Genomic DNA, 21564 nt, shown 5'->3' with positions numbered 1-21564 from the left:
ATCACCGCAGCAGCGTGGCGGGATCGGCGCGGCGCAGGCTGCGCATGGAACCCAGGCCGGAGACGACGGCCAGCGCCAGGACCAGGAACACGCAGGCAAGCGTCACCGGGAGGTTCAGCACCACTGGCACGTCCTCGCGGCGTGCCAGCAGAATCAGCAGGCTGCCGAGAATGGCCGCGCCGGCCAGCCCCAGCGCACCGACCCACAGCGCTTCTTCGAGGATTACCCAGCGCAGGGCGCGCACGCCGACGCCGAGTGCGTTGAGCGTGGCGTATTCGCGGATCGAGCCGATCACCGCCGCGGCCAGCGCCTGGCTGGTGATGACGGCGCCGACCAGGAACACGATGCCGGCCAGGAACAGCACGCCGGCGCCGGCGCCGGTGTCGAATAGCCAGAACAGCATGGTGCGGCGGGCGAAGTGTTTGGCCGTCCACACGCGGTAGGGGCCGAAGCCGTGACGGCCGTTCAGCGTGCGGGCGATCTGCGCGGCCTGCTTCGGGTCGCGCAGACGGGCGACCAGATAGGTCGGGCGACCGACGTCGCTCGGGTCGCTGTCCAGTCGCCGCGCCGTGTCCAACGAGGCGACCACGTTGACGCCGCCCAGCGCGCGCAGGCCGCTGGCGACGCCGACCACGTGCACACGGTGTCCGTTGATGCTGGCGCTGCCGCCGATGCCGACACCGAGCTTGTCGAGGTCCGCGCGATCGACGATGACCGCATCGGGTTCGCGCAGCCGCTCGCGCAGCGAGGGCGACAGGGCGTGGGCGAACATCAGGCCGTGCGGACCGGGGTCGATACCGGAGACGAACACCGAAACGCCGCCGGTGCCGCCGCCGCGCCAGTCGCCGTCGACCCAGAGGAACGGCTCGACGCGGGTCACTTCCGGCTGCATGTACAGCAGCGTCGCCACGTCGGGCGAGATGCCGCGTCCCTGGTCGACGCTTTGCGTGCCGGGGTAGCCGACCCACAGGTTGCCGCTGGAACCGGTGATGTAGACCGCCGCGCCGCCGAAGATGCCCAGCACCAGCGCGGCCTGCAGCAACTGCAGCAGGCCGGCGAAGCCCACCGCGAGTACCGCGGGCAGAAAGCGCCGCCATTCGTAGATCAGCGTCTTGCGCGCCAGGGCCACCATCAGTGCGTCTCCGGGTGCGCGGTGGCGGCGTGGTCGTCGCGGGCCGGCAGTGGCGGCGCGCCGCCCAGCGCCTTGTACAGCGCGACATAGGCGAGATCGCGATCCTGTCTCGCCGCCACGAGTTCGAGCCGCGCGCGTTCGTAGGCGACACGCGCATCGATGGTGTCGAGGTCGCTGGACAGGCCGAGCCGTCGACGCACGCGCTGAGAGCCGCTGGCGCGCCGCCACGCATCCGCGGCACGAGCGTCGGCGCGTTCGCGCTGGCGTTGCTGCTGCAGATCGCCGAGCGCGTTCTCGACGTCGGCGACGCCGGCGAGTACGGCCTTGCGGTAGGCCATCACTGCAGCGCGCAGGCGGTGCGACTGTGCGTGGTCGTGCGAGATGCGCATGCCCCAGTCGAACAGCGGGATGTCGATGATCGGTCCCAGTGTGCCGATCGCGTTGGTGCCCCCGTCGTGCTTGTAGGTGGCGATGTTCGTCGACCACAGCATCGAGGCGCCGAAGCCGATGTGCGGATACAGGTCGGCGTGCGCGATGCCGAGTTCGCCCGCCGCTTCCACCACGTTCGCCTCGGCTTGCGCAATGCCTGGCCGGGTGCGCAGCAAGGATGCCGGCGCTGCGACGGGACCGGTCGGACCGAGTCGGGGCTGTGCGCCCGGATGCAGCCAGGCCGGATCGGGTTCGTTCTTGCCGAGCAACAGTGCCAAGCGTTGGGCGGCGTGCTGGATCTCCATGCGCGGCTGCGCGAGTGCGGCGCGTGCGGTGTCCGCGGCGGCATCCGCGCGCGCCTGGTCGCTGCGGTCGGCCAGCGTGAGTTGCACGCGACGGCGCACCAGCGCCGCCTGCCGCTGGCGTGCGCGGAGAATCTGTTGCAGGCAGCGCTCGCTGGCCTGCGCCGAGCGCAGCGCGATCGCTTCACGAACGACTTCGGCGACCAGCGACACGCGTGCATCGCGCAGCGTCGCACGTGCGGCGAACAAGTGCCCCGCGGCGACCCGACTGATGCCCTGAGCGCGGCCGAAAAGACCCAGTTCCCAGGTGGCGTCGAAGCCGATCACGAAATACGAAGACGAGGCATCGGGGTCGACCGGATCGTCCGTGCGCACGCGCAGGCTCGGCAGGACGGGCGCATGGCGGGTTTGATACAGCGCGCGCGCAGCGAGCAGGCGCTCGCGCGCCATGGCGACATCCAGATTGCCGGTCAACGCCTGATCGACCAGGTGGTTGATCAGCGGATCATGGAAAGTCTTCCACCAGTCGTGCAGGTCGGCCGGTGGCCTTTTCGCGGGTGTGGCGGTTGCGTGCCGCCAGTGGGCGGGAAGCGCGTGGTCGAGCTTTGGCAGGGGCGTGTTGATGCAGCCGCCGAGCAACGTCATGCCCGATGCGGCCAGTACAGGGAGCAGCAGGCGACGTGCCTGCACGAACAGGGTCCTGCGTGCATTCATGCCGTAATGCTCATGGCAGGAAAACGAATATCCACCAACAATCCTCCAGACGGGGCGCGAGCGTAGACCACGCTGGCTGCGTGACGTTCCGCAATGCGTTGCACGATGGCCAGGCCAAGTCCGGTGCCGTCGCCGTGCGAGGTGGGCGTGCGGAAGAAGCGTTCGCCCAAGCGTGACAGGAACTCGTCGGCGACGCCGGGACCGTCGTCCTCGACGATGATCCGGGGACCGCCATCGGCATCGGCCGCTCGCAGACTGACGGTGACCTGGCCGTCGCGACCGGCGTAGCGCAGGGCGTTGTCGAGCAGATTGTCGAGCAGCTCGCGCAAGGCGCCGGCGTTGCCGAGAATCGGCGTCGCCTCGGTGGTGCCCTCGTAGCCGAGGTCGACGCCCGCGGCGATGGCTTCGTGGACGCGGTCGCCGACGGTCTCGGGAACAAGCGTGCCGAGATCGATGATGGCGCGGTCCTGCTCGTCTTCGTGCGGAGTCTGCGCCCGCGTCAGCGCCAGCAGCTGGCGCGCAGTGCGAGCGGCGCGCGCATTGAGCCGCTCGATGTGGTGCAACGCATCGCGCAGTGCCGGGTCGTGGGCGTGGGCCTGCGCCCGCTCCACGTGCAGGGACAGTCCGGTCAGCGGTGTGCGCAACTGGTGCGCGGCGTCGGCGATGAAGCGTTCCTGCAGTGCCATCAGTCCGCGCAGGCGTCCGAACAGGGTGTCGATGGTGCGGGTCAGCGGCAGCAGTTCGCGGGGGACATCACTGTCGTCGATCGGTGCCAGTGTGCGTTCACGTCGCGCCAGGCGACGGGTCAGCGGTTCCAGTCCGCGCAGGCCGACGTCCACGCCGAACCAGACCAGTCCCAGCAGCAGAAGCATGAGCAGCAGTTGCAGGGACACGCTGAGCAGCAGGATTTCGCGCGCGATCATGTGCCGGTCGTGCAGGGTTTCCGCGACGGTGATGTCCAGCACGTCCTGCGCATGGCGCGGATCGGGAATCGCCACCGTGGCCGCGCGCAGCGGAGTGTGGCCGAGCCGGGTGTCGAACAGGATCGGCGCCTGGCCGATGTGCGCGTGGACGGTCGGTCCGTGCAGGTGGCCGTTGCCGCTGACCAGTCCGTGCTGGCGACTGCGGATGTCGAAGTAGTTGCGGCCGGCGGGATCGTAGTCGAGCAGGAAGCGCGCCTGCGCGGAGATTTCGCCGGGCAGTGCGTCGTGCTGCAGCAGGGCCGCGATGGACTGGGCGTCGCCGGCGAGGTCGCGGTCGTGCACATGGTTGGAGTACGACAGCGCCACGGCGTAGGTCAGCATGGCGTCCAGCAGCAGCAGGACCAGCATCGGGATGAGCAGGAACGCGAGCAGGCGTCGGCGCAGGCTCGGTCGCGACCGCGTTGGCGTCGGCAGGGGTGCAGCGGATACGGACGGAGTCACGCGTTGCCCTTCGGGTCGTCGCCTTCCTCGAGCAGGTAACCGAGCCCGCGCACCGTGCGGACGCGCGCGCCGCTGCCGCGCAATTTGCGGCGCAACCGGTGCACGGCGATGTCCAGGCCGTTGTCGGTCAGGTCCTGGTCCCAACTGCACAGCGATTCGATCAGCTGCGCGCGGCTGATGAGCCGATCCTGGCGCAGCGCCAGCGCTTCGATCAGGCCGAATTCGCGCGCGGTGAGTTCCAGCGGGTCGGTGTCGACCCACGCGCGGCGGCCGGGGAGATCCAGCCGCAGGCGACCGACGCTCAATTCGGGCGTGCCGTGATGCGTGCGTCGGCGCAGCAAGGCGCGAGTCCGCGCCGCGAATTCGTTCAGCGCGAAGGGCTTCACCAGGTAGTCGTCGGCGCCCAGATCGAGTACGCGGACCCGTTCGTCGACATCGTCCCGCGCCGTGACCACCAGCACCGAGAGTTCGCTGCCACGCTGGCGCAGGCGACGCAGCACTTCGGCGCCGTCCATGCCGGGCAGTCCCAGATCCAGGACCAGGAAGTCGTAGGCATGATCGAGCAGTGCGCAATCAGCCTGGCGGCCGGAGTCGACGTGGTCGACATGATGGCCGCTCTCCCGCAGGCCGGCACTCAGGCCAGCGGCGATGGCATCGTCGTCTTCGGCAACCAGGACTCGCAATGGCTGTGATCTCGCCATGAATGCGACGTGGGGGCGTCGCGGACCTTCTGCATCCGTGGGGGACACATCGGATACGCACGCTACGCGGCAAAGCTTAGGAACTGCTTTCGAAGCATAGCTTCTCCAGTCCGCACGAGGTCCATGACCTTTGGCCCGTTGCCGGTTTGCAGGCATCAGCGCAGTATGAAAGTGCTGTGCCGCAAAAGCGGCGCTGGATAACGCATCCTGAGCATCGGGGGAGCCAATGTCTCGCATGATTCGCACTCGTTCACGGGCGTGGATGGCCGTTTGTTGCATCGGTCTGTCCACCGCGGCGCTGGCCGCACCGCCTCCCGCCGCGCCGACGGCGGCTGCTTCGGCCCCAGCGACGGCCAGTACCGCCGCGTTGGCGCCGATTCCATTCGTGTCGCCGCACGCGGCCAACATCCGCACGGCCAGCGCGCCGGACGCCTGGGGCGGACCGCGCACCCCGTCCGACGCCACGCTGTCCGATCGTGTGACGACCTATGCCATCCAGGCCACGCTGGATCCGGACAAGCACACGGTCGACGCGCACCAGGTGATGACCTGGCGCAACCGCAGCGACCGTCCGGTGGACAAGATCTACCTGCACATGTACCTCAACGCGTTCGAGGGGCCGGGCAGCACCTTCTTCACCGAGCGCCGCATGTATGCCGGCAGCGGCCATTCTCGCGGTGCGGCCAAGCTGAAGAAGGGCGAATGGGGCTACATCGATCTGAAAAAGGTGCAGCAGAACGGCCAGGAAGTGACCTGGCGGTACGTGCAGCCCGACAACGGTCCGAAGACCGACCACACCGTGGTCGAGATGGATCTGCCGCAAGCGGTGCCGGCGCACGGCACGCTGACGCTGAACATGGACTTCCATGACCAGCTTCCGCGCGTGGTCGAACGCACCGGCTGGTGGGGCAAGTTCCACCTGGTCGCGCAGTGGTTCCCGAAGATCGCGGTGCTGGAGTTGCCCGGTGAGCGCGGCGCCACGCGGGTGCGCTGGAACGCCCATGAGTTCCATTACCACAGCGAGTTCTACGCCGATTACGGCAACTACGACGTGAAGCTGACCGTGCCCAAGGGCTACACCGTCGGCGCGGTCGGTCACGAGGCCAGCGCGCCGGTCGATGCGGACGGCAAGGTCACGTACCACTTCAAGCAGACCGACGTCGAGGATTTCGCCTGGGTGGCCGCCCCCGGCTACAAGACCATGGACACCACCTGGACCGGTCCGGGCAGCCCGAAGGTGAAGGTGCGGGTGATCTATCCGCCCGAGTACAAGGTGGTGGCCGAGCCGACCATGAAGGCGACCACGGACGCGCTGACGTACTTCTCCGACACGCTCGGCCCGTATCCGTACAAGACGGTGACCGCGGTGATCCCGCCGTACAACGCCACGGAGGCGGGTGGCATGGAGTACCCGACCTTCTTCACGGCGGAGCATTCGAAGGAGTACACCAAGGGCACCTTCAGCCAGTACTGGATCGACTTCGTGACCATCCACGAATTCGGGCACGGCTACTTCATGGGCATTCTCGGCTCGAATGAGTTCGAGGAACCGATGCTTGATGAAGGCATGAACGAGTACTGGGACGACCGCATGCTTGCCGATCGCAAGCAGGGCATCGACGTGACCAAGCCGTGGATGAAGAAGCTCGGGTTCCAGCCGGTGCTCGGCGCCTTCGCCATGGAGCGGGCCAGTGGCGTGCTGGGTATCAACTTCCCGGCCGATTCGCTGGATGCCAATTCCTGGGATCGCCTGTCCAATTCCAGTTACGGCTCGGTGTACTCGCGCACCGCCTCGGCCATGCGCACCATCGAGAACCTCGTCGGTCGCGAGGCGATGGGCAAGGCCATGAAGCTCTACTACGAGCGCTGGAAGTTCCGGCATCCCAGTGCTGCGGATCTGCGTGACGCGCTGGCCGAGGGCACGGGGCGTCCCGCGCTGATCCACCAGATCTTCGATTCACAGGTCTACGGCACGCAACGCGTGGACGCCAGCGTGGTCGATGTCGACAGTGCGGAGCAACTGCCGCAGGCCGGCACAGTGGTCAAGGACGGCAAGCGCGTGACCGTCACCGAGAAGCAAGTCGACAAGCAGATCGCCGATGCGCGCGCCGCGTGGAAGAAGGCGCACAAGGACGCCAAGCACGGTGGCCCGTATCCGTGGCTGACCACGGTCACGGTGCGCCGTACCGGTGCGCCGGTTCCGCGCAGGCTGGAGGTGAAGTTCGCCGACGGCAGCAGCGAGACCGTGAAGTGGGATGACGGCAGTCGCTGGAAGCGTTTCACGTTCCTCAAGCCGGTGAAGGCGGTTTCGGCCGAGCTCGATCCCAAACGCGAGCTGTATCTGGACGCCAACAAACTCAACGACAGCTACCGCGTGAAGAAGGACGGCAGCGCCTCCAGCCGCTGGACCGCGGACGCGCAGGCCTTGCTGCAGACCTTCTACACCTTCGTGGGGACGCTATGACCATGAAACGACGAGTCGGATTCGGCGCGTTTCCGCGCGCCCTCGCTGCCGCACTGCAGTGGAAGCTGCTACTGCTGTGGTTCCTTTTCACACTGATTCCCGCCTTGATCGTGGCGCGTCCGCTGCATGGCCTGTTGTCGACGCTGCTCGACCACTCGGTGCACGCCGGCGAGTGGGCGCGCAGTTTTCACGGTCTGGCGATGACCGACGTGCTGGTGCAGGTGGGGCGTCAAGGCCTGCCTGCCCTGAGCGCGGCGGCCGTCCTGGGTATGCTGCTGACATTGCTGCTGGCCCCGTTCCTGGTCGGCATGTCGGTGACGGCCGTGCGTGGTCCGCATCGCCCGGGGTTCGGCGAGTTGATGCATGGCGGCCTCAGCGAGTACTGGCGGTTGTTCCGCTTCATGCTTTGGGCGCTGGCGCTGTACGGCATCGCCTTCATGCTGGGTCGGCTGGCTGCCATGTGGGCCTCGCATCAGGCGGACCAGGCGATCCTGGAATCGCAGGCCGACTTCGCCGCCATGGTGGCCAGAACGGTGCTGATCGTTTTGCTGGTGATTGCGCAGAGCATGGTCGAGGCCGGTCGTGGCCGGATCGTCGCTGACCCAGCCCAGCGTTCGGCCACGCGCGCCTTCTTCAGCGGTATCGCCCTGGTGTTCAAGCGTCCGCTGGTCACGCTGGGCCTGTATCTTGCCGTGACCGTGACCGGCTTCGCGATCACCTTCCTGCTGGGCCTCTGGCGCATGCATCAGGTCGCAGTGGGACCGGTCGGCTTTTCACTCGCGCTGCTGGTGACGCTGCTGCTGATTGTTTCCATGGCGTGGATGCGCACCGCGCGCGTGGCGGCCATGGGCGCTGTTGCCAAGGCGACGCTGAAGCCGGGGAGCAACACCGTGGCGCCGGCCTGAAGCCAGGCGAAGCGGTCAGAACGAAACGGCCATCCGGTATCCGGGTGGCCGTTCTCGTTTCATGGGGCGGGAGTGCCGAGGCTCTACGGCTGATCTACTTGGGCGTGCCGGGCTCGTTGCGTTGCGGCGGATAGTAGGCGAACACGTGGGTGGGGCTGCCCAGGAAATCGATGGCTTCGATGTATTCGCCGCCCAGGCGCTTGGCTACGCGGTCCGACGCCTCGTTGCCGTCGCGGACCAGGCTGATGACCCGTGGAATGCGCAGTTGTCGCCAAGCGAAATCGAGCGCGGCGCGCCCGGCTTCGGTGGCGTAGCCCTGGCCGCGGTGCTCGGGGCGCAGCATCCAGCCCAGTTCGATGTTGGGCCAGCCTTCCGGAAACATCAGTCCGACGCGACCGACGAACTGATCGTCCTCGCGTCGCTCCACCGCCCACATGCCGAAGCCGCGCAGGGTCCAATGGCCCAGCAGCATCGCCATTGAGCGCCACGCATTGACGCGGTCCAGCGGCACGCCGCTGCCCACGTAGCGGGTGCTCTCCGGGTCGGCCAGCATTTCGGCGTAGTCGTCAAAATGCCGTTCGGCCAACGCGGTCAGTCGCAGGCGCGGGGTTTCCAGAATGGGGATGTCGGTCATGAGCTAACGGATCAGCGCGGCCAGCGCCTGGGTCGAGATGGCCAGGCTCTGCGGCCATGTGTATCCAATGATTTTCTCACCAGTGAGGGCGTCATTGAACCCTTCTTCCTCGCCGGGCGCCAGCAGGTGGCGGTAATCGACGGTGATTTCGGTGTCTGCGGGCAGGTTCGTGGTGGCGAAGATGAAGCCCAGATGCCACAGGCCGGAGGGCTGGAAACTGTGGTTGACGTAGCACTCGTCGGGCCAGTCCGGCGACAGTGTGTAGCGGTCCTCGAACCAGCGTGCGCGGGCATGCGACAACGCCTGCAGCGCTTCGGAGGCCTCGATTTCGCTGAGTTCCCAGGTGCGGTCGATGGCGTCGGGTGCAGTCAGCACGCTTCCCGCTGCCACGGACTCTTCGAGGAACAGGCCCTTGCCGGCGTGCGGAATGCGCGAGGCGGCGATGCGATAACGAGGCACGATCATGCGCGATCCGGGCCGGTGGCGGACGTGCGAGTCTAGGCCTGCCCGGATCGGTGCGCAATGCCGGGGATGCGCCGTCCTGGGCATCCCCGGCTGGACCTGCGGGCGGGCAGGTCCGATATCGTCGGCCTTCCTTGGCCGATGTGTGGCGGCGCGAGGGGTGGGGCGCCGCCGGACGCGCTTATTTCTTGCCGCCGCCCAGGCGGATGTCCTTGCGGTTATGCGCCAGGGTCGCCTGGCCGATGCCCTTGACCTTGGTCAGGTCGTCAACGCTCTTGAAGTGGCCGTGTGCTTTGCGGTAAGCCACGATGGCCTTCGCCTTGGCCGGGCCCACGCCGTCCAGCGAGCTGGCGATGGTGGCGGCATCGGCGGTGTTGACGTTGACCGGCGTGGCAGCGAGGGCGGGCAGGGTGAAACTCAGGGCCAGGGCGAGCGTGGCGAATTTGCGCAGCATGGGAAACCTCCGTGTGTGAATGGGTGATCGGACACGTCCTCGTGTCGTGGAGCCATGATGCCGCCACGTTCGCGGCACAGCTGCCGGTTGCGACCGGACGGTACGGTCGGACGCGGGCGATCACGCTTGTCGGGCTTGCTTTACGTGAGGGGTAGTCCCCGCCTGTGCGTTGCCCGGGGGCTGATACAATCGGGGTTTGTCGAACTGTGGAGCAGATGATGGACAGCAGCCGCATCCAGTCCTATGTCGAGGGCATGTGGGACGACGAAGTCGTGCCGCAGCTGGTCGAATACATCAAGATTCCCAACAAGTCGCCGATGTTCGACGCCGAATGGGTCGAGCATGGCTACATGGACGACGCGGTCGCGCTGATGGAGCGCTGGGCGCGTTCCAAGCTGGACAAGCTGCCGGGCGCGACGCTCGAAGTGGTGCGCCTGGAAGGCCGTACACCGCTGATCTACATCGACGTGCCGGGACAGGGCGACGACACCGTCGTGCTGTACGGCCATCTGGACAAGCAGCCGGAGATGACCGGCTGGGCCGACGATCTCGGCCCGTGGAAGCCCGTCATCAAGGGCGACAAGCTCTACGGTCGCGGCGGCGCCGACGACGGCTACGCCATCTTCGGCTCGCTGACCGCGCTGCTGGCGCTGCAGGATCAGGGCGTGCCGCATGCGCGCTGCGTGATCCTGATCGAGGCCTGCGAGGAGTCCGGCAGTTACGACCTGCCGCACTACGTCGATCACCTGGCCGACCGCATTGGCAACCCGTCGCTGGTGGTGTGCCTGGATTCGGGCTGCGCCAACTACGATCAGCTTTGGCTGACCACCTCGCTGCGCGGCATGACCGGCGGCGAGCTGTCGGTGGAAGTGCTGACCGAAGGCGTGCACTCGGGCGATGCCTCGGGCATCGTGCCGGACAGCTTCCGCGTGCTGCGCGATCTGATCTCGCGCCTCGAGGACGAGACCAGCGGTCGCATCAAGCCGGAAGAGCTCTACGTCGAGGTGCCGGCCGAGCGCCGCGAGCAGGCGGGTCAGTGCGCGGAGATTCTCGGTTCGGAGGTGTACGACAAGTTCCCGTACGTGGACGGCATGGGGCCGGTCACCGACGATCTGGTCGAGCTGATCCTCAATCGCACCTGGCGTCCGCAACTGGCGGTGACCGGCATCGACGGCATGCCGCCGCTGAAGAGCGCGGGCAACGTGCTGCGTCCGGGCACGGCGGCCAAGCTCAGTCTGCGTCTGCCGCCGACGCTGAACGGTGAGCAGGCCGGCAAGTTCGTCAAGGAGCTGCTGGAGAAGGACCCGCCGTACGGCGCCAAGGTGAAGTTCACGCTGGAGAAGAACGGCGGCGGCTGGAACGCGCCTGCGCTGTCGCAGTGGCTGGCCGATGCCGTGTCGCAGGCCTCGGAGCACTACTACGGCAAGCCCGCGGCCTACATGGGCGAGGGCGGCAGCATCCCGTTCATGGGCATGCTGGGCGAGAAGTTCCCGGATGCGCAGTTCCTCATCACCGGCGTGCTGGGGCCGCATTCCAATGCCCACGGTCCGAACGAGTTCCTGCACATTCCGACCGGCAAGCGCGTGACCATGGTGGTCGCCGACGTGCTGGCGCAGCACTACGCCAAGAGCGCCTGAGCGACTCATGGCGCAGGATACGCTCGCGCAACGCTGGAAACATGTGCGTGAACGTGTGGATGCGGCCTGCCGTACGGCGGGCCGCGATCCGTCCGAGGTGACGATTCTTCCGGTCAGCAAGACGCATCCGCCCGAGGTCATCGAGCAGGCGCTGGCGCTGGGTCTGCATCGTTTCGGCGAGAATCGCGTGCAGGAAATCCGCGACAAGGCCGCGGCGTTGCCGGATCGTGGTGTCGAATGGGTGGTCATCGGTCATCTGCAGACCAACAAGGCCAAGTACGTGGCGCAACTGGCGGCCGAGATCCAGTCGCTGGATCGCCTGGATCTGGCCGAGGCCCTGCAGCGTCGTCTGGAGCTGGAAGGGCGCGAGCTGGATGCGCTGGTGCAGGTCAAGACTTCGCCCGAACCCAGCAAGTACGGTCTGCCGCCTGCGCAGCTGATCGATTTTCTCGACACGCTGCGCGACTATCCGCGCCTTCGCGTGCGTGGTCTGATGACCATGGCCGTCCAGTCCGAGGACGACGCGGCGGTGCGTGCCTGTTTCCGCATGCTGCATGAATTGCGTGATCGCGCCCGGACTGCCGGCCACGATTTGCCGCGCCTGTCGATGGGCATGAGCGGCGATTTCGGTCTGGCCATTGCCGAGGGCAGCACGGAGGTGCGCATCGGCACGGCGATTTTCGGCGCACGCGATTCGGTCTGATCGGTCGAGCGAGGCTGCGACCGCAATCCGGCTCCTTGCGCGCCTTCCGAACACCGCAGGCCGAGGCATCCGGTGTCCGTTCGGCCATCACGATATGTCTCGCGGTAAGTTGAGGACTCGCTGAACGTTGTGTGTCTGTTCAGCGGGTGCTGAGCGGGTCGTAAGTTTCGGTGGCTAGGTTGAATGCACCGTCACGCATCGATCACGAGGTATCCGCGATTCCATGCGTGGCATTTGGTACCCATGGTTGTCCCGGAGATGTACATGTCCCGCTCGCTGCAGCAAACCCTGAGCAAGGTGCCCGAGGTCACTCTCGGCTTCTGGATCATCAAGATCCTCGCCACCACCCTGGGTGAGACAGGAGGCGATGCGGTGACGATGTCGATGGGGTTGGGCTACCTGCTCGGTACCCTGATCTTCGCGGGCGTCTTCGTGGTGGCGGTGGTGGCGCAGATCCGGGCGAAGGGTTTCCAGCCGGCGCTGTACTGGTTCGCGATCATCGCCTCGACCACCGTCGGCACCACACTGGCCGATTTCTCCGATCGTTCGCTGGGGATCGGCTACCTCGGTGGGACGCTGCTGCTGTCGAGCCTGCTGGTCGCCTCTCTTGTCGTGTGGCATCGCGCGCTGGGTTCGATCAATGTCGCCACCGTGCGCACACCGCGAGCCGAGACGTTCTACTGGCTGACGATCATGTTCTCGCAGACGCTGGGCACGGCGCTGGGGGACTGGACGGCGGACAGCGCCCGGATCGGCTATGCCGGTGGCATCCTGATTTTCACCGCTCTGTTGGCCGTCCTTGCGCTGGCCTACTTTTTTACGCGGGCCAACCGCACCGCGCTGTTCTGGTTCGCCTTCGTGCTGACGAGGCCGCTGGGAGCGGTGGTCGGCGATTTTCTCGACAAGCCGCTGGTGCACGGCGGTCTTGACTTCAGCCGATACACCGCGACCGGATTGCTGCTGGCCGCTATTGTTATGCTGGTGGCGCTGCTGCCCCAGCGAGCCGCCAGCAAGGCACATTGACGTAGCGTCCCGCGCAGAACGACTGGGTCATGCGGGTGGTTCAGGCCACGCCGACATCCCGTTGCCGGAACCAGTTGGCGATGCTCATGCGCGGACGCGTTGGCGCGAGCACCTCATGGTCGAACTCGGCCGACAGGAACAGCACTAGGCGGCCGAAGGCGGGCAGGATGTCGCGATGCTCGTTCTCGGTCAGGTACAGCCGCAGCGCGCCGGCATCGGCCGGTGTCCACTCCCGGTTGAGATAGAGCACGGCGGAAAGCACGCGTGCGTCGTCATCGCGGAAGCGGTCGCGGTGTCGATCGTAGCGGGCGCCCGCCGGGTAGACGGCATAGTGCGCTTCCAGTTCGTGCAGACCCAGAAGAAGGCGGCGATTGAGTGCGTCGCGCAGCTCCAGCATGCGTGCCAGATAGGCGCTCTGCGGCTCGCTGAATGTGTCGTCCAGCCAGCGGGTGCGGTCACTGCGCACGGCGGTGGCGAGGCGGCGACGATCACCGCGACCGACGGCGGCGGGTTTGAGGCGCGATTGCGCATCGAGTTCGCGGCATTCGTCGGCCAGGGCATCGATCAGGGCCGGGTCGAACAGATGGTCGCATACGCACCAGCCGTCGCGCTCAATGGCGTCGGCCAGGGGCTGGAACTTCGAGGGTGTCGTGCCCATCTATGAAAGATATCCTGCCTCGCGATGGCGCGGCGTGGGCGCGCAAGATACGCTCTTCGCGGCCGTTTGCAACTGGAGATTCCATGTCCTTCGACCTGCCCAAGGCCACTCGGGCCCTGTTGATCGCCAATGTGGCGGTTTTTTTGCTGCAATTGCTGGCGAAAGACAACAGTAGCCTGATGCTGTCGCAATATTTCGCGTTGTGGCCGCTGGGGCCCGAACAGACCGGCATGACGCCGGCCGGCAATGTGGTGCATGTCGGTTTCCAGGTCTGGCAACTGGTGACGTACGGCTTCCTGCATGGCGGCGTGATGCACATCCTGCTGAACATGTACGGCCTGTTCCTGTTCGGCGGTGCGATCGAGCGCACGCTGGGTACACGCAACTTCGTCATCTACTACTTCGTCTGCATGATCGTGGCGGCGCTGGCGCAACTGGCCGTGGTGCATTTCTTCACCGGCGGGTTCTACCCGACCATCGGCGCCTCGGGTGCGATCTTCGGCATCCTGCTGGCGTTCGGCATGATGTTCCCGCACGAACGCCTGCTGCTGATCTTCCCGCCCATCGAACTGCCGGCCTGGATGTTCGTCACCGGTTACGGTGCCATCGAACTGATCCAGGGCGTGCTGGGCACGCAGGCCGGCATCGCCCATTTCGCGCATCTGGGCGGCATGCTGGGCGGGTTCCTGCTGATCCAGTACTGGCGCGGCAAGTTTCCGATCAAGCCGAAGCGGCGCTTGATGCGTTGACGTGACCCCGTGTCCGGGTGCCGCGCGCAGGGCCGCCACGGCAGTCTGTCGGGCCGCCGGCGGCCACTGGCGGCAACGTGTCGTCACGGTAAACCGGCAGGAGCAGCAAACTTCCGGTGGTCCAACCGCCGCCGGAGCCTTGCCATGGAACATGACATGAAGATTTCGCCCTCCACCGTTCGTCGACTGCGTACCGAGCGCGGATGGTCCCAGGATCAGCTGGCCATCGCATCAGGGCTCAGCCTTCGCACGATCCAGCGCGTGGAGGCCGAAGGCATCACCTCCATGGCTTCGGCCGTGAGCCTAGCGGCGACCTTCGAGATCCAGTTGATCGAGCTTCAGGGCGAACCGGGTGTGCCGGGGAGCAGGAAGCCGCTGTTCGCCGGCCGTTCGCTGTTTCTGGGCATTGCCGTCATCACTTTGGCATCGCTCATCGAAGGGCTGCGGCCGCTCGACTTTTCGCAGGCCGGCTTCTTCATGACCATCATGGTTCTGGTGGTCCTTGTCGGAATGCTGGTCGCCTTGCCTGCCTTGGTGGAATTGGTCCGGAAGCGTCAGTTCATCGGTATTGCACTGGCGGTGATGGGCACGCCTCTGGTCACGCTGCTGGCTGCCGGCCTGATCTACGCGGTCGCGAGTGGGCGGATTCCGTCCTGGTACCTGTCCGCCATGGGTTTGTGCGGCGTGGGTCTGGTCATCATGGCGGCACGCGAGCTTCAGCGCACAGGCGGTCCCGGCAACACGTGATGGGTGCGCTCGCCCCGGCGCTGTCTTGGCGTCGAGGTTCCTTCCGGTTTCGATTGGCCCCCTCTGCTTTTTCGTGCGAGGGGGCTTGTGCTCAGCGCAGGGCCAGGAAGTCGGGGCTGGCCACGAGGCGCACGGCGTCCAGGCGCAGGCGCGCCTGCGGCAAGGCCTGTTCCAGTGCCGCCAGTTCGCCGGCAAGCTGGGCGATTTCCTCGTCGCGCACGCCGGGGTTGACCCGCTTGAGTGCGCGCAGACGTTGCAGTTCCTCGCCCAGCGTCCCGCGAGCGTCGGCCGTGGCCTGTTGCGCCAGCGTGTCGGCTTCGGTCCGAGCGATTTCCTCTGCGCGTTCGAGCATCGGCGGCACCAGCTGGGCGATGAATTTGCGGTAGCGGCCGAGGTCCGATTTGCGTTCGGCGGCGCGCTGCAGGGCTTCGTCCGACGGCTCGAAGCCGTTGCGCGCCTGCAGGCGGGTGTCGACGGTGGCGATCAGCGGCGTCGGCGGCAGGAAGCGCTCGGCGTCGAGGTGGCGATCGGCGATGCATTCGAGCACGAAGACCGCCTGCAGCAGCACGCTGCGCGGCGGCAGCTTGCCGTCGATCAGGAAGGCCGCGTTGCCGCTTTCCGAGGACAGCAGCAGATCGATGGCGCCGGCGACCATGGGGTGGTCCGGGCGCAGTAGCGTCAGGTCCTCGCGCGACAGCGCGGCGCGACGGCTGAAGGTCGCCGACTGCGGCCCGTCGCCGAGGCCCGGGAAGGCGTCGGTGGCCAGATATTCGGGATCGAGCAGCACGCTGTCGGCGTCGAGTTCGTCGATATGCACGCCGAAGTGCTCCAGCAGGCGCTGGATGAAGGTATCGCGCACGGCGTCGCCGTCGGCATCGCTCAGCGCCTGTTCCAGTGCGTCGGCCTGCGGCGCACGTTGCGCGGCCAGCTCCAGCAGGCGGTCGCGGCCGTCCTGCATCACGGCAGCCAGTTCCTGGTGCGCGGCACGGGTTTCGTCGATCAGCACGTCCAGTTCCTGGTCGCGGCCGCCGCCGTCGCGGGCGTGCGATTCGGCCAGTTGCACCAGGGTGTCGCCGAAGCGGCGCAGCAGCTCGCGGCCGTCGGCCGGGCTCTCTTGCAGACCGTTCACGGCTTCGTCGTGCCAGCGCGCCAGCATATGCTGTGCGCTGTCGGCGACGACCGGCACGTGCAGCACGATGTCGCGGCTCTGGCCGATGCGGTCCAGACGACCGATGCGCTGTTCCAGAAGGTCCGGGTCCAGCGGCAGATCCCATAGCACCAGATGATGGGCGAACTGGAAGTTACGCCCTTCCGAACCGATCTCCGAGCACAGCAGCAGCCGCGCGCCCTCGGCCTGGGCGAACCAGGCCGCGTTGCGGTCGCGCTGCAGCAGACTGAGTCCTTCGTGGAAGCGCGCCACGCCGACGCCGCTGCGTGTGCGCAGGGCTTCTTCGATGGCGAGCACCTTGGCGCGCGTGCGGCAGATCAGCAGGAATTTCTCCTGCGGGTACTCTTCCAGCAGGGTCAGCAGGTCGTCGATGCGCGGGTCGAGCGCATAGTCGGGTTCCAGTTCGGCCGGCGGCTGCTGGATGTCGGCATGGAATTCGGCCAGCAGCGCCTGACGCGCGGTTTCGTCCAGCGTATCGGCATCCAGGACACGCACGTCGGGCAGGCGCTTGGGAAAGCCGCCGACGCTGGCGCGACGGTTGCGGAACATCACGCGGCCGGTGCCGTGGCGGTCGATCAGGGCGTCCAGCAAGGCGTCGCCGCTGCCTTCCGCGTCGGGGTAGTCGGCCAGCAGTGCGCGCGCGTCGTCATCGTCCTGCAGCGACTGTGCGAGCAGTTCGCGCTCCGCGTCTTCCAGCGCTTCGCCCGTGGCCAGCTTGTCGGCGGTGTGCGACAGGGCGACGAATCCGTCGGATTCGCGCAGATAGGTGTCCAGGTCGTGATAGCGGGCCGGATCGAGCAGGCGCAGACGGGCGAAGTGGCCGCTGCGGCCGAGCTGTTCCGGCGTGGCGGTCAGCAGCACGACGCCGGCGCTGGTCGCGGCCAGCTGTTCGACCATGGCGTAGCGTGGACTGGCGCGCTCGGGCGACCACTCCAGATGATGCGCCTCGTCGACGACCAGCAGATCCCAGCCGGCCGCCAGCAGCTGCTCCTGACGGTTGGGAGCATCGTCGAACAGACCGAAGCCGGCGATCACGCATTGCTCGTCCTCGAACGGATTGCGACCGTCGCCGGCTTGCTCGATGGCCTCGCAGCGTTCTTCGTCGAAGATGGCGAAGGCCAGATTGAAACGGCGCAGCAGTTCGACAAACCACTGGTTGATGAGCGCGTCGGGCAGCAGCACCAGTACGCGCGTGGCGCGTCCGGAGGCAATCTGACGGGCCACGATCATGCCGGCTTCGATGGTCTTGCCCAGGCCGACTTCGTCGGCCAGCAGCACGCGCGGCGCAGGACGCGAGGCGGCCATGCCGGCCACGCGAAGCTGATGCGGGATCAGGTCGATGCGTGCCGACTTCAGGCCCCAGGCCGGCGAGCGGCGCGCGGCCGCGCGGCGTTGCAGCGCCTCGAGGCGCAGTTCGAACTGCGCGATCGGGTCGACACGGCCGCCAGTCAGCCGTTCATCGGCCTGCGAGATGCTCTGCTCGTCGTCCAGCTGGCCTTCATGCAGCTGGCGGCCTTCGCCGCGGTAGACCAGCAGGCCGTCCTCTTCCTCGATGCGCTCGACCACGAACGCGATGCCCTTGCCGGCGACGCGCTGGCCGACACGGAATTCGGCGCGCACCAGCGGCGCGGAGTCCTGAGCGTAGGGGCGCAACACACCGGCCTTGGTGAACAACATCTGCACGCCGCGTCCCTCGACGCGCAGAACGGTGCCGAGCCCCAATTCGGGTTCGGCGGTGGAGATCCAACGTTGACCGGGTTTGAACATCAGCACATGCAGGTTCGTCAAACCCGCAATTATCCGCGCTTGGGCGCATGGATGAAAGCATGCGTTCGTATCGCGTCGGGAGTGGGCCGGCTTCCGCGGCCTGAAACGGCGTCACGATCCGCTGTTGCGGCCGGAGTTTCGGAACCCAGGTCCGGCGCACCGCAGGCAGAGGGAGCCATCTGCCGTTCGTTCCGGCATGCCGCGAATCGTTCCGCTCAGGTCTCCGACCAGGCGCGGAGCAGGTTGTGGTAGACGGCGGTCAGCTGTACCAGTGCGCCGCGGTCGGCCTGTTCGTGCGTGAGGGTCTGGATGGCGGTATCGAGTTCCAGCAGCGTGCGCCGTCGCTGGTCGTCGCGGATCAGACTCTGTACCCAGAAGAACGCCGCCAGCCGGGCGCCGCGCGTGACCGGCGCGACCCGGTGGATGCTGCTGGCCGGGTACACGATCATGTCGCCGGCCGGCAGTTTCACTTCGTGCTCGCCGTAGGTGTCGCCGACGATCAGTTCGCCGCCGTCGTAGCGGTCCGGTTCGTCCAGGAACAGGGTGCAGGCGATGTCGCTGCGCAGCTGCGTGCCGTCGTCCAGACGCATCACCGCGCCATCGACGTGGTTGCCGTAGGTTCCGCCGCCGGCATAGCGGTTGAAGCGCGGAGGCAGGATGCGATGCGGCAGGGCCGCGGCGTGGAACAGTGGGCTGCGGCCGAGCGCCTGAAGGACTTCGGTCGCCAGTTCCTGACGCAGTGGCGAATGCTCGGCCAGCTGCTGGTTGCGTTTGACCTGTGCGCCCTGCGTGCCGACGGTCTCGCGACCGTCGGCCCAGTCCGCGGCTTCCAGGCGACGGCGCATAGACGCCGCCTGGTCGGGAGTGAGAAGGCCGGGGATGTGAATGAGCATGGCGCGGCCTTCCTGTCAGAAGCGGACGTTGACGGTCAGCATCGCCGCGCGCGGCGTGCCGGGCGTGTAGCGGTAGCCGCTCTTGTTGATGGCGGCGACGTAGTGCTTGTCGAGCAGATTGTTCACGTTCAGGCGAAGATCCGTGTGCCGGTTGAGCGGATAGCTGGCCACGGCGTCGAACACCCAGTAGGAACGGGTGAACTCCGGAGTGCCGACTGCGCCGTCATGACCGCGCTTGAGCGCACCCGCGTAGCGTGCGCCGCCGCCGAGGGTGAGATTGAACGGCAGGTGATAGGTGGTCCATGCGGTGAAGGCGCGCGTCGGCGTGTAGGCCAGATCGTCGGAACCGTCGTTGGCGACGGCGTCGCCGCGGGTCACGGTGGCGTCCATGGTGGTGAAGCCGGCGCTGATCGCCCAGTTCTCGGTGAGCTTGCCGACCGCGCTCAGCTCCACACCCTGCACGCGCTTGCGGCCGGTCTGCACGTACTGGAGGTCGACCGGGTCCTGTTCGACCTGGTTGGTGACCACGGTGCGGTAGACGGCTGCGGTCAGCAGCAGGCGGTCATCGATGAGGTTCCATTTCGTGCCCAGTTCGACGGTATGCGCCTTCTGCGGATCGAAATCGGGGTTGGCGGCATTGTTCGGGCGCGAACTGAGTGCAAGGGTATCGCCGCCCGGCGGCTGCTGCGAGACGGCGACGTTGGCGTACACGCTTCCGTTCTCGGCCGGCTTGTACAGCAGGCCGACCTTCCAGTTCGGCAGGTTGCCCTGCAGGCGCGTATCGAGTTCGGTGGTCGGCGTGCCATCGGCCAATCCGCCACAATCCGGGCCACGCCGGCCGCCGCAGGGCGCGACGCTGTGGAAGTCGGTGGTGTAGTGGTCCAGACGCGCGCCGAGGTTGAGCTGCCAGCGCGGGCCGAACTTCATGGTGTCGAACAGATAGGCCGACACGGTGTCCGTGCGACCCTTGCTCCAGCCGCCGGTCTCGCCGTAGTCGAGCGTGCCGACATACGGACTCGGATCGTACACGCCGACCGCGGGCCAGCTGCCGTCGCCGAGCGCGCCCAGCGCCACCGTGCTCAGTTCCTCGCGCGTGAATTCGATGCCCGCGCTGAAGTCGTGCTCGACCGCGCCGGTATGCAGCGTCCAGGTCAGGTGCGTCTGGTTGGTCGCGATGGCGTTTTCCTGATGCCGGAAGTTCGGCAATCGGCGCATGGTCCAGGTCGACGGGGCGGCGAGATCGGGCGTGTCCAGGTACTCGGCACGGCTCATGAACGAGGACAGCAGATAGTCCTGGCGTGTGCGGCCCCAGCGCGTGGTGTTGCGCAGCGTCGCGCGGTCGCCGAAGTCGTGCTCGACACGCACGGTGAACATGTCCGCCCGCACGTCGTCATGATCGGCAGTGGTGCCGTAGAAATTGCTCGGGTCCACCTTGGGCGCGTTCGCCAGTTCGGGGCGCGCCGGATCGGGGCTGCTGTAGCCGGGCAGACCGATGGTCGACACGCCGCCGTCGGGCACGTTGTCCTGCTTCACGTGCAGGTAGTCGATGTAGACGCGGGTCGGCGTGTCCAGGCCGAAGGCCAGCGACGGTGCGAAGCCCCAGCGGTTGTTCTCGACGCGGTCGCGGCCGGGCACGCCGCTGCGTTGGCCCATCAGGTTCAGGCGGAAGGCGCTGTGCTCGCCGGTCTGGCGGTTCCAGTCCACGGTGGCGCGCTTGCGGTCGCCGCTGCCGTAGCTCAGCGAGGCAGCGGTCGCGTTGGCGGCCATCGGCTGCTTGGTGATCATGTTGATGGCGCCGGTCGGCGCGGTACGGCCGTTGTCGGCGCCGGCCGGGCCTTTCAGCACTTCGACCTGGTCGATGTTGAAGACATCCCGCGAGATCGCGCCGAGATCGCGCACGCCATCGACGAAGATGCTGCCGGAGCTGTCGAAGCCGCGCATGTAGATGGCATCGCCGGTCTGCGTGCTGCCGTTCTCGCCGACGTAGAACGTGCCCACGCCGGGGCTGTTGCGCAGCACGTCGGTGAGCGTGGTCGCGCCCTGCTGGTTGAACAGGTCGCTGGAGATGACCTGGAGTGTCTGCGTGGTGTCCACAAGCGGCTGCGTGTACTTGTCCGAAGCGGACTTGTCGACCAGATAGTCGGGCAGCAGCGAGGCCCGGACCGAGACGCCCGGGAGCTTCTTGGCCTGCGCGATGGCGGCGGCATCGTCGGCGTGTGTCTTTTTCGGCGTCGCGGCGTGTGCGCCGACGCTGAGGGTGGGCAGGCCGAGCGCGAGGGCGCCAAGCATGCAGGTCATGCTGTTCGGCGTATTTCGGGGCGCGGCAGGGTGGAACTGGGAACGTGCGTGTTTACGGCTCTTGATGGCAGCCATGCGGAAAATCCTTGTTGTCGTGGCGACTCGCGCAGGAGATCGCCGCGCCCGCACGTTGGCATGCATGCGCACAAGCGCATCCGGCTGAAGCAGGCAGGTGATTGGTTTCGGGGCAGGGCAGCGGTCGGGCCGTCGCCTGCGTAAGCAAAATATAGTAGCAATGAGAATGATTCGCAACATTAATATGTGGTTGTGCGATAGGACGCAGGCTGCGCTGTGCGCGAT

At 67.0% G+C, this 21564-nt stretch carries 18 protein-coding genes; 7 read left to right on the top strand and 11 right to left on the bottom strand.

The window, feature by feature from the left end:
• Position 1: 1 nt before the first annotated feature.
• From HF690_RS03350 to HF690_RS03335, 4 genes are all read right to left on the bottom strand, one after another.
• On the bottom strand, positions 2-1132 hold the full coding sequence (locus tag HF690_RS03350; protein ID WP_168608421.1) for an ABC transporter permease: 1131 nt from the start codon (positions 1130-1132) through the stop codon (positions 2-4).
• Positions 1132-2577, bottom strand: a complete 1446-nt coding sequence (locus HF690_RS03345) for an efflux transporter outer membrane subunit (protein ID WP_205300786.1) — start codon at positions 2575-2577, stop codon at positions 1132-1134. The genes HF690_RS03350 and HF690_RS03345 overlap by 1 nt, the downstream gene beginning before the upstream one ends.
• The gene (locus HF690_RS03340; RefSeq protein WP_168608536.1) at positions 2574-3908 is read right to left on the bottom strand and encodes a sensor histidine kinase; all 1335 of its coding nucleotides are present in this window, start codon (positions 3906-3908) and stop codon (positions 2574-2576) included. The genes HF690_RS03345 and HF690_RS03340 overlap by 4 nt, the downstream gene beginning before the upstream one ends.
• A gap of 89 nt (positions 3909-3997) precedes the next feature.
• Positions 3998-4684, bottom strand: coding sequence for a response regulator (locus HF690_RS03335; RefSeq protein ID WP_113065322.1), 687 nt, complete (start codon positions 4682-4684; stop codon positions 3998-4000).
• A 253-nt stretch (positions 4685-4937) separates the two neighbouring features.
• Between HF690_RS03335 and HF690_RS03330 the strand changes: the two genes are divergently transcribed.
• Both HF690_RS03330 and HF690_RS03325 read left to right on the top strand, forming a co-directional pair.
• Positions 4938-7166 carry a M1 family metallopeptidase gene (locus tag HF690_RS03330; RefSeq protein WP_240151536.1) on the top strand — a complete coding sequence of 743 codons (2229 nt, stop codon included), beginning with the start codon at positions 4938-4940 and terminating at the stop codon, positions 7164-7166.
• A 2-nt stretch (positions 7167-7168) separates the two neighbouring features.
• Positions 7169-8071: a hypothetical protein gene (locus HF690_RS03325; RefSeq protein WP_168608420.1), complete on the top strand. Its 903-nt coding sequence runs from the start codon at positions 7169-7171 to the stop codon at positions 8069-8071.
• A gap of 94 nt (positions 8072-8165) precedes the next feature.
• On the opposite strand, the gene HF690_RS03320 is transcribed toward HF690_RS03325, so the two are convergent.
• The 3 genes from HF690_RS03320 to HF690_RS03310 all read right to left on the bottom strand — a co-directional run bounded on the left by HF690_RS03320 (position 8166) and on the right by HF690_RS03310 (position 9621).
• A complete protein-coding gene (locus HF690_RS03320; RefSeq protein WP_113065319.1) occupies positions 8166-8705 on the bottom strand; it encodes a GNAT family N-acetyltransferase in 540 nt (179 codons plus the stop codon).
• Between the two features lie 3 nt (positions 8706-8708).
• Complete coding sequence (locus HF690_RS03315; protein ID WP_168608419.1) at positions 8709-9170, bottom strand: SET domain-containing protein-lysine N-methyltransferase; 462 nt, start codon at positions 9168-9170, stop codon at positions 8709-8711.
• 178 nt (positions 9171-9348) lie between these two features.
• The gene (locus HF690_RS03310; protein ID WP_113065317.1) at positions 9349-9621 is read right to left on the bottom strand and encodes a ComEA family DNA-binding protein; all 273 of its coding nucleotides are present in this window, start codon (positions 9619-9621) and stop codon (positions 9349-9351) included.
• A 218-nt stretch (positions 9622-9839) separates the two neighbouring features.
• Here HF690_RS03310 and HF690_RS03305 point away from each other — a divergent pair, with 218 nt between their 5' ends.
• The 3 genes from HF690_RS03305 (at position 9840) to HF690_RS03295 (ending at position 12984) form a co-directional block, all read left to right on the top strand.
• Positions 9840-11258: a M20 family metallopeptidase gene (locus tag HF690_RS03305; RefSeq protein WP_168608418.1), complete on the top strand. Its 1419-nt coding sequence runs from the start codon at positions 9840-9842 to the stop codon at positions 11256-11258.
• A 7-nt stretch (positions 11259-11265) separates the two neighbouring features.
• A complete protein-coding gene (locus HF690_RS03300) occupies positions 11266-11961 on the top strand; it encodes a YggS family pyridoxal phosphate-dependent enzyme (RefSeq protein ID WP_168608417.1) in 696 nt (231 codons plus the stop codon).
• Between the two features lie 264 nt (positions 11962-12225).
• Positions 12226-12984 (top strand): COG4705 family protein, encoded by a 759-nt coding sequence (locus HF690_RS03295; RefSeq protein ID WP_168608416.1) that lies wholly within the window; start codon positions 12226-12228, stop codon positions 12982-12984.
• 40 nt (positions 12985-13024) lie between these two features.
• Here the strand turns inward: HF690_RS03295 and HF690_RS03290 are convergent, their stop codons facing one another.
• Complete coding sequence (locus HF690_RS03290; protein WP_168608415.1) at positions 13025-13642, bottom strand: 2OG-Fe(II) oxygenase; 618 nt, start codon at positions 13640-13642, stop codon at positions 13025-13027.
• Between the two features lie 83 nt (positions 13643-13725).
• Between HF690_RS03290 and HF690_RS03285 the strand changes: the two genes are divergently transcribed.
• Positions 13726-14391 (top strand): rhomboid family intramembrane serine protease, encoded by a 666-nt coding sequence (locus HF690_RS03285; RefSeq protein ID WP_113065314.1) that lies wholly within the window; start codon positions 13726-13728, stop codon positions 14389-14391.
• Positions 14392-14535: 144 nt separating this feature from the next.
• Positions 14536-15138, top strand: a complete 603-nt coding sequence (locus HF690_RS03280) for a helix-turn-helix domain-containing protein (RefSeq protein WP_205300785.1) — start codon at positions 14536-14538, stop codon at positions 15136-15138.
• A 91-nt stretch (positions 15139-15229) separates the two neighbouring features.
• Here the strand turns inward: HF690_RS03280 and rapA are convergent, their stop codons facing one another.
• The 3 genes from rapA to HF690_RS03265 all read right to left on the bottom strand — a co-directional run bounded on the left by rapA (position 15230) and on the right by HF690_RS03265 (position 21339).
• Complete coding sequence (gene rapA, locus HF690_RS03275) at positions 15230-18073, bottom strand: RNA polymerase-associated protein RapA (protein WP_168608533.1); 2844 nt, start codon at positions 18071-18073, stop codon at positions 15230-15232.
• A gap of 215 nt (positions 18074-18288) precedes the next feature.
• Positions 18289-18966, bottom strand: a complete 678-nt coding sequence (locus tag HF690_RS03270; protein WP_168608414.1) for a Fe2+-dependent dioxygenase — start codon at positions 18964-18966, stop codon at positions 18289-18291.
• 15 nt (positions 18967-18981) lie between these two features.
• Complete coding sequence (locus HF690_RS03265; RefSeq protein WP_168608413.1) at positions 18982-21339, bottom strand: catecholate siderophore receptor Fiu; 2358 nt, start codon at positions 21337-21339, stop codon at positions 18982-18984.
• Between the last annotated feature and the right edge of the window lie 225 nt (positions 21340-21564).

The organism is Oleiagrimonas citrea (assembly GCF_012395255.1).
Classification (GTDB): Bacteria; Pseudomonadota; Gammaproteobacteria; order Xanthomonadales; family Rhodanobacteraceae; genus Oleiagrimonas; species Oleiagrimonas citrea.
This window is presented reverse-complemented; position numbering and strand designations above follow the sequence as displayed.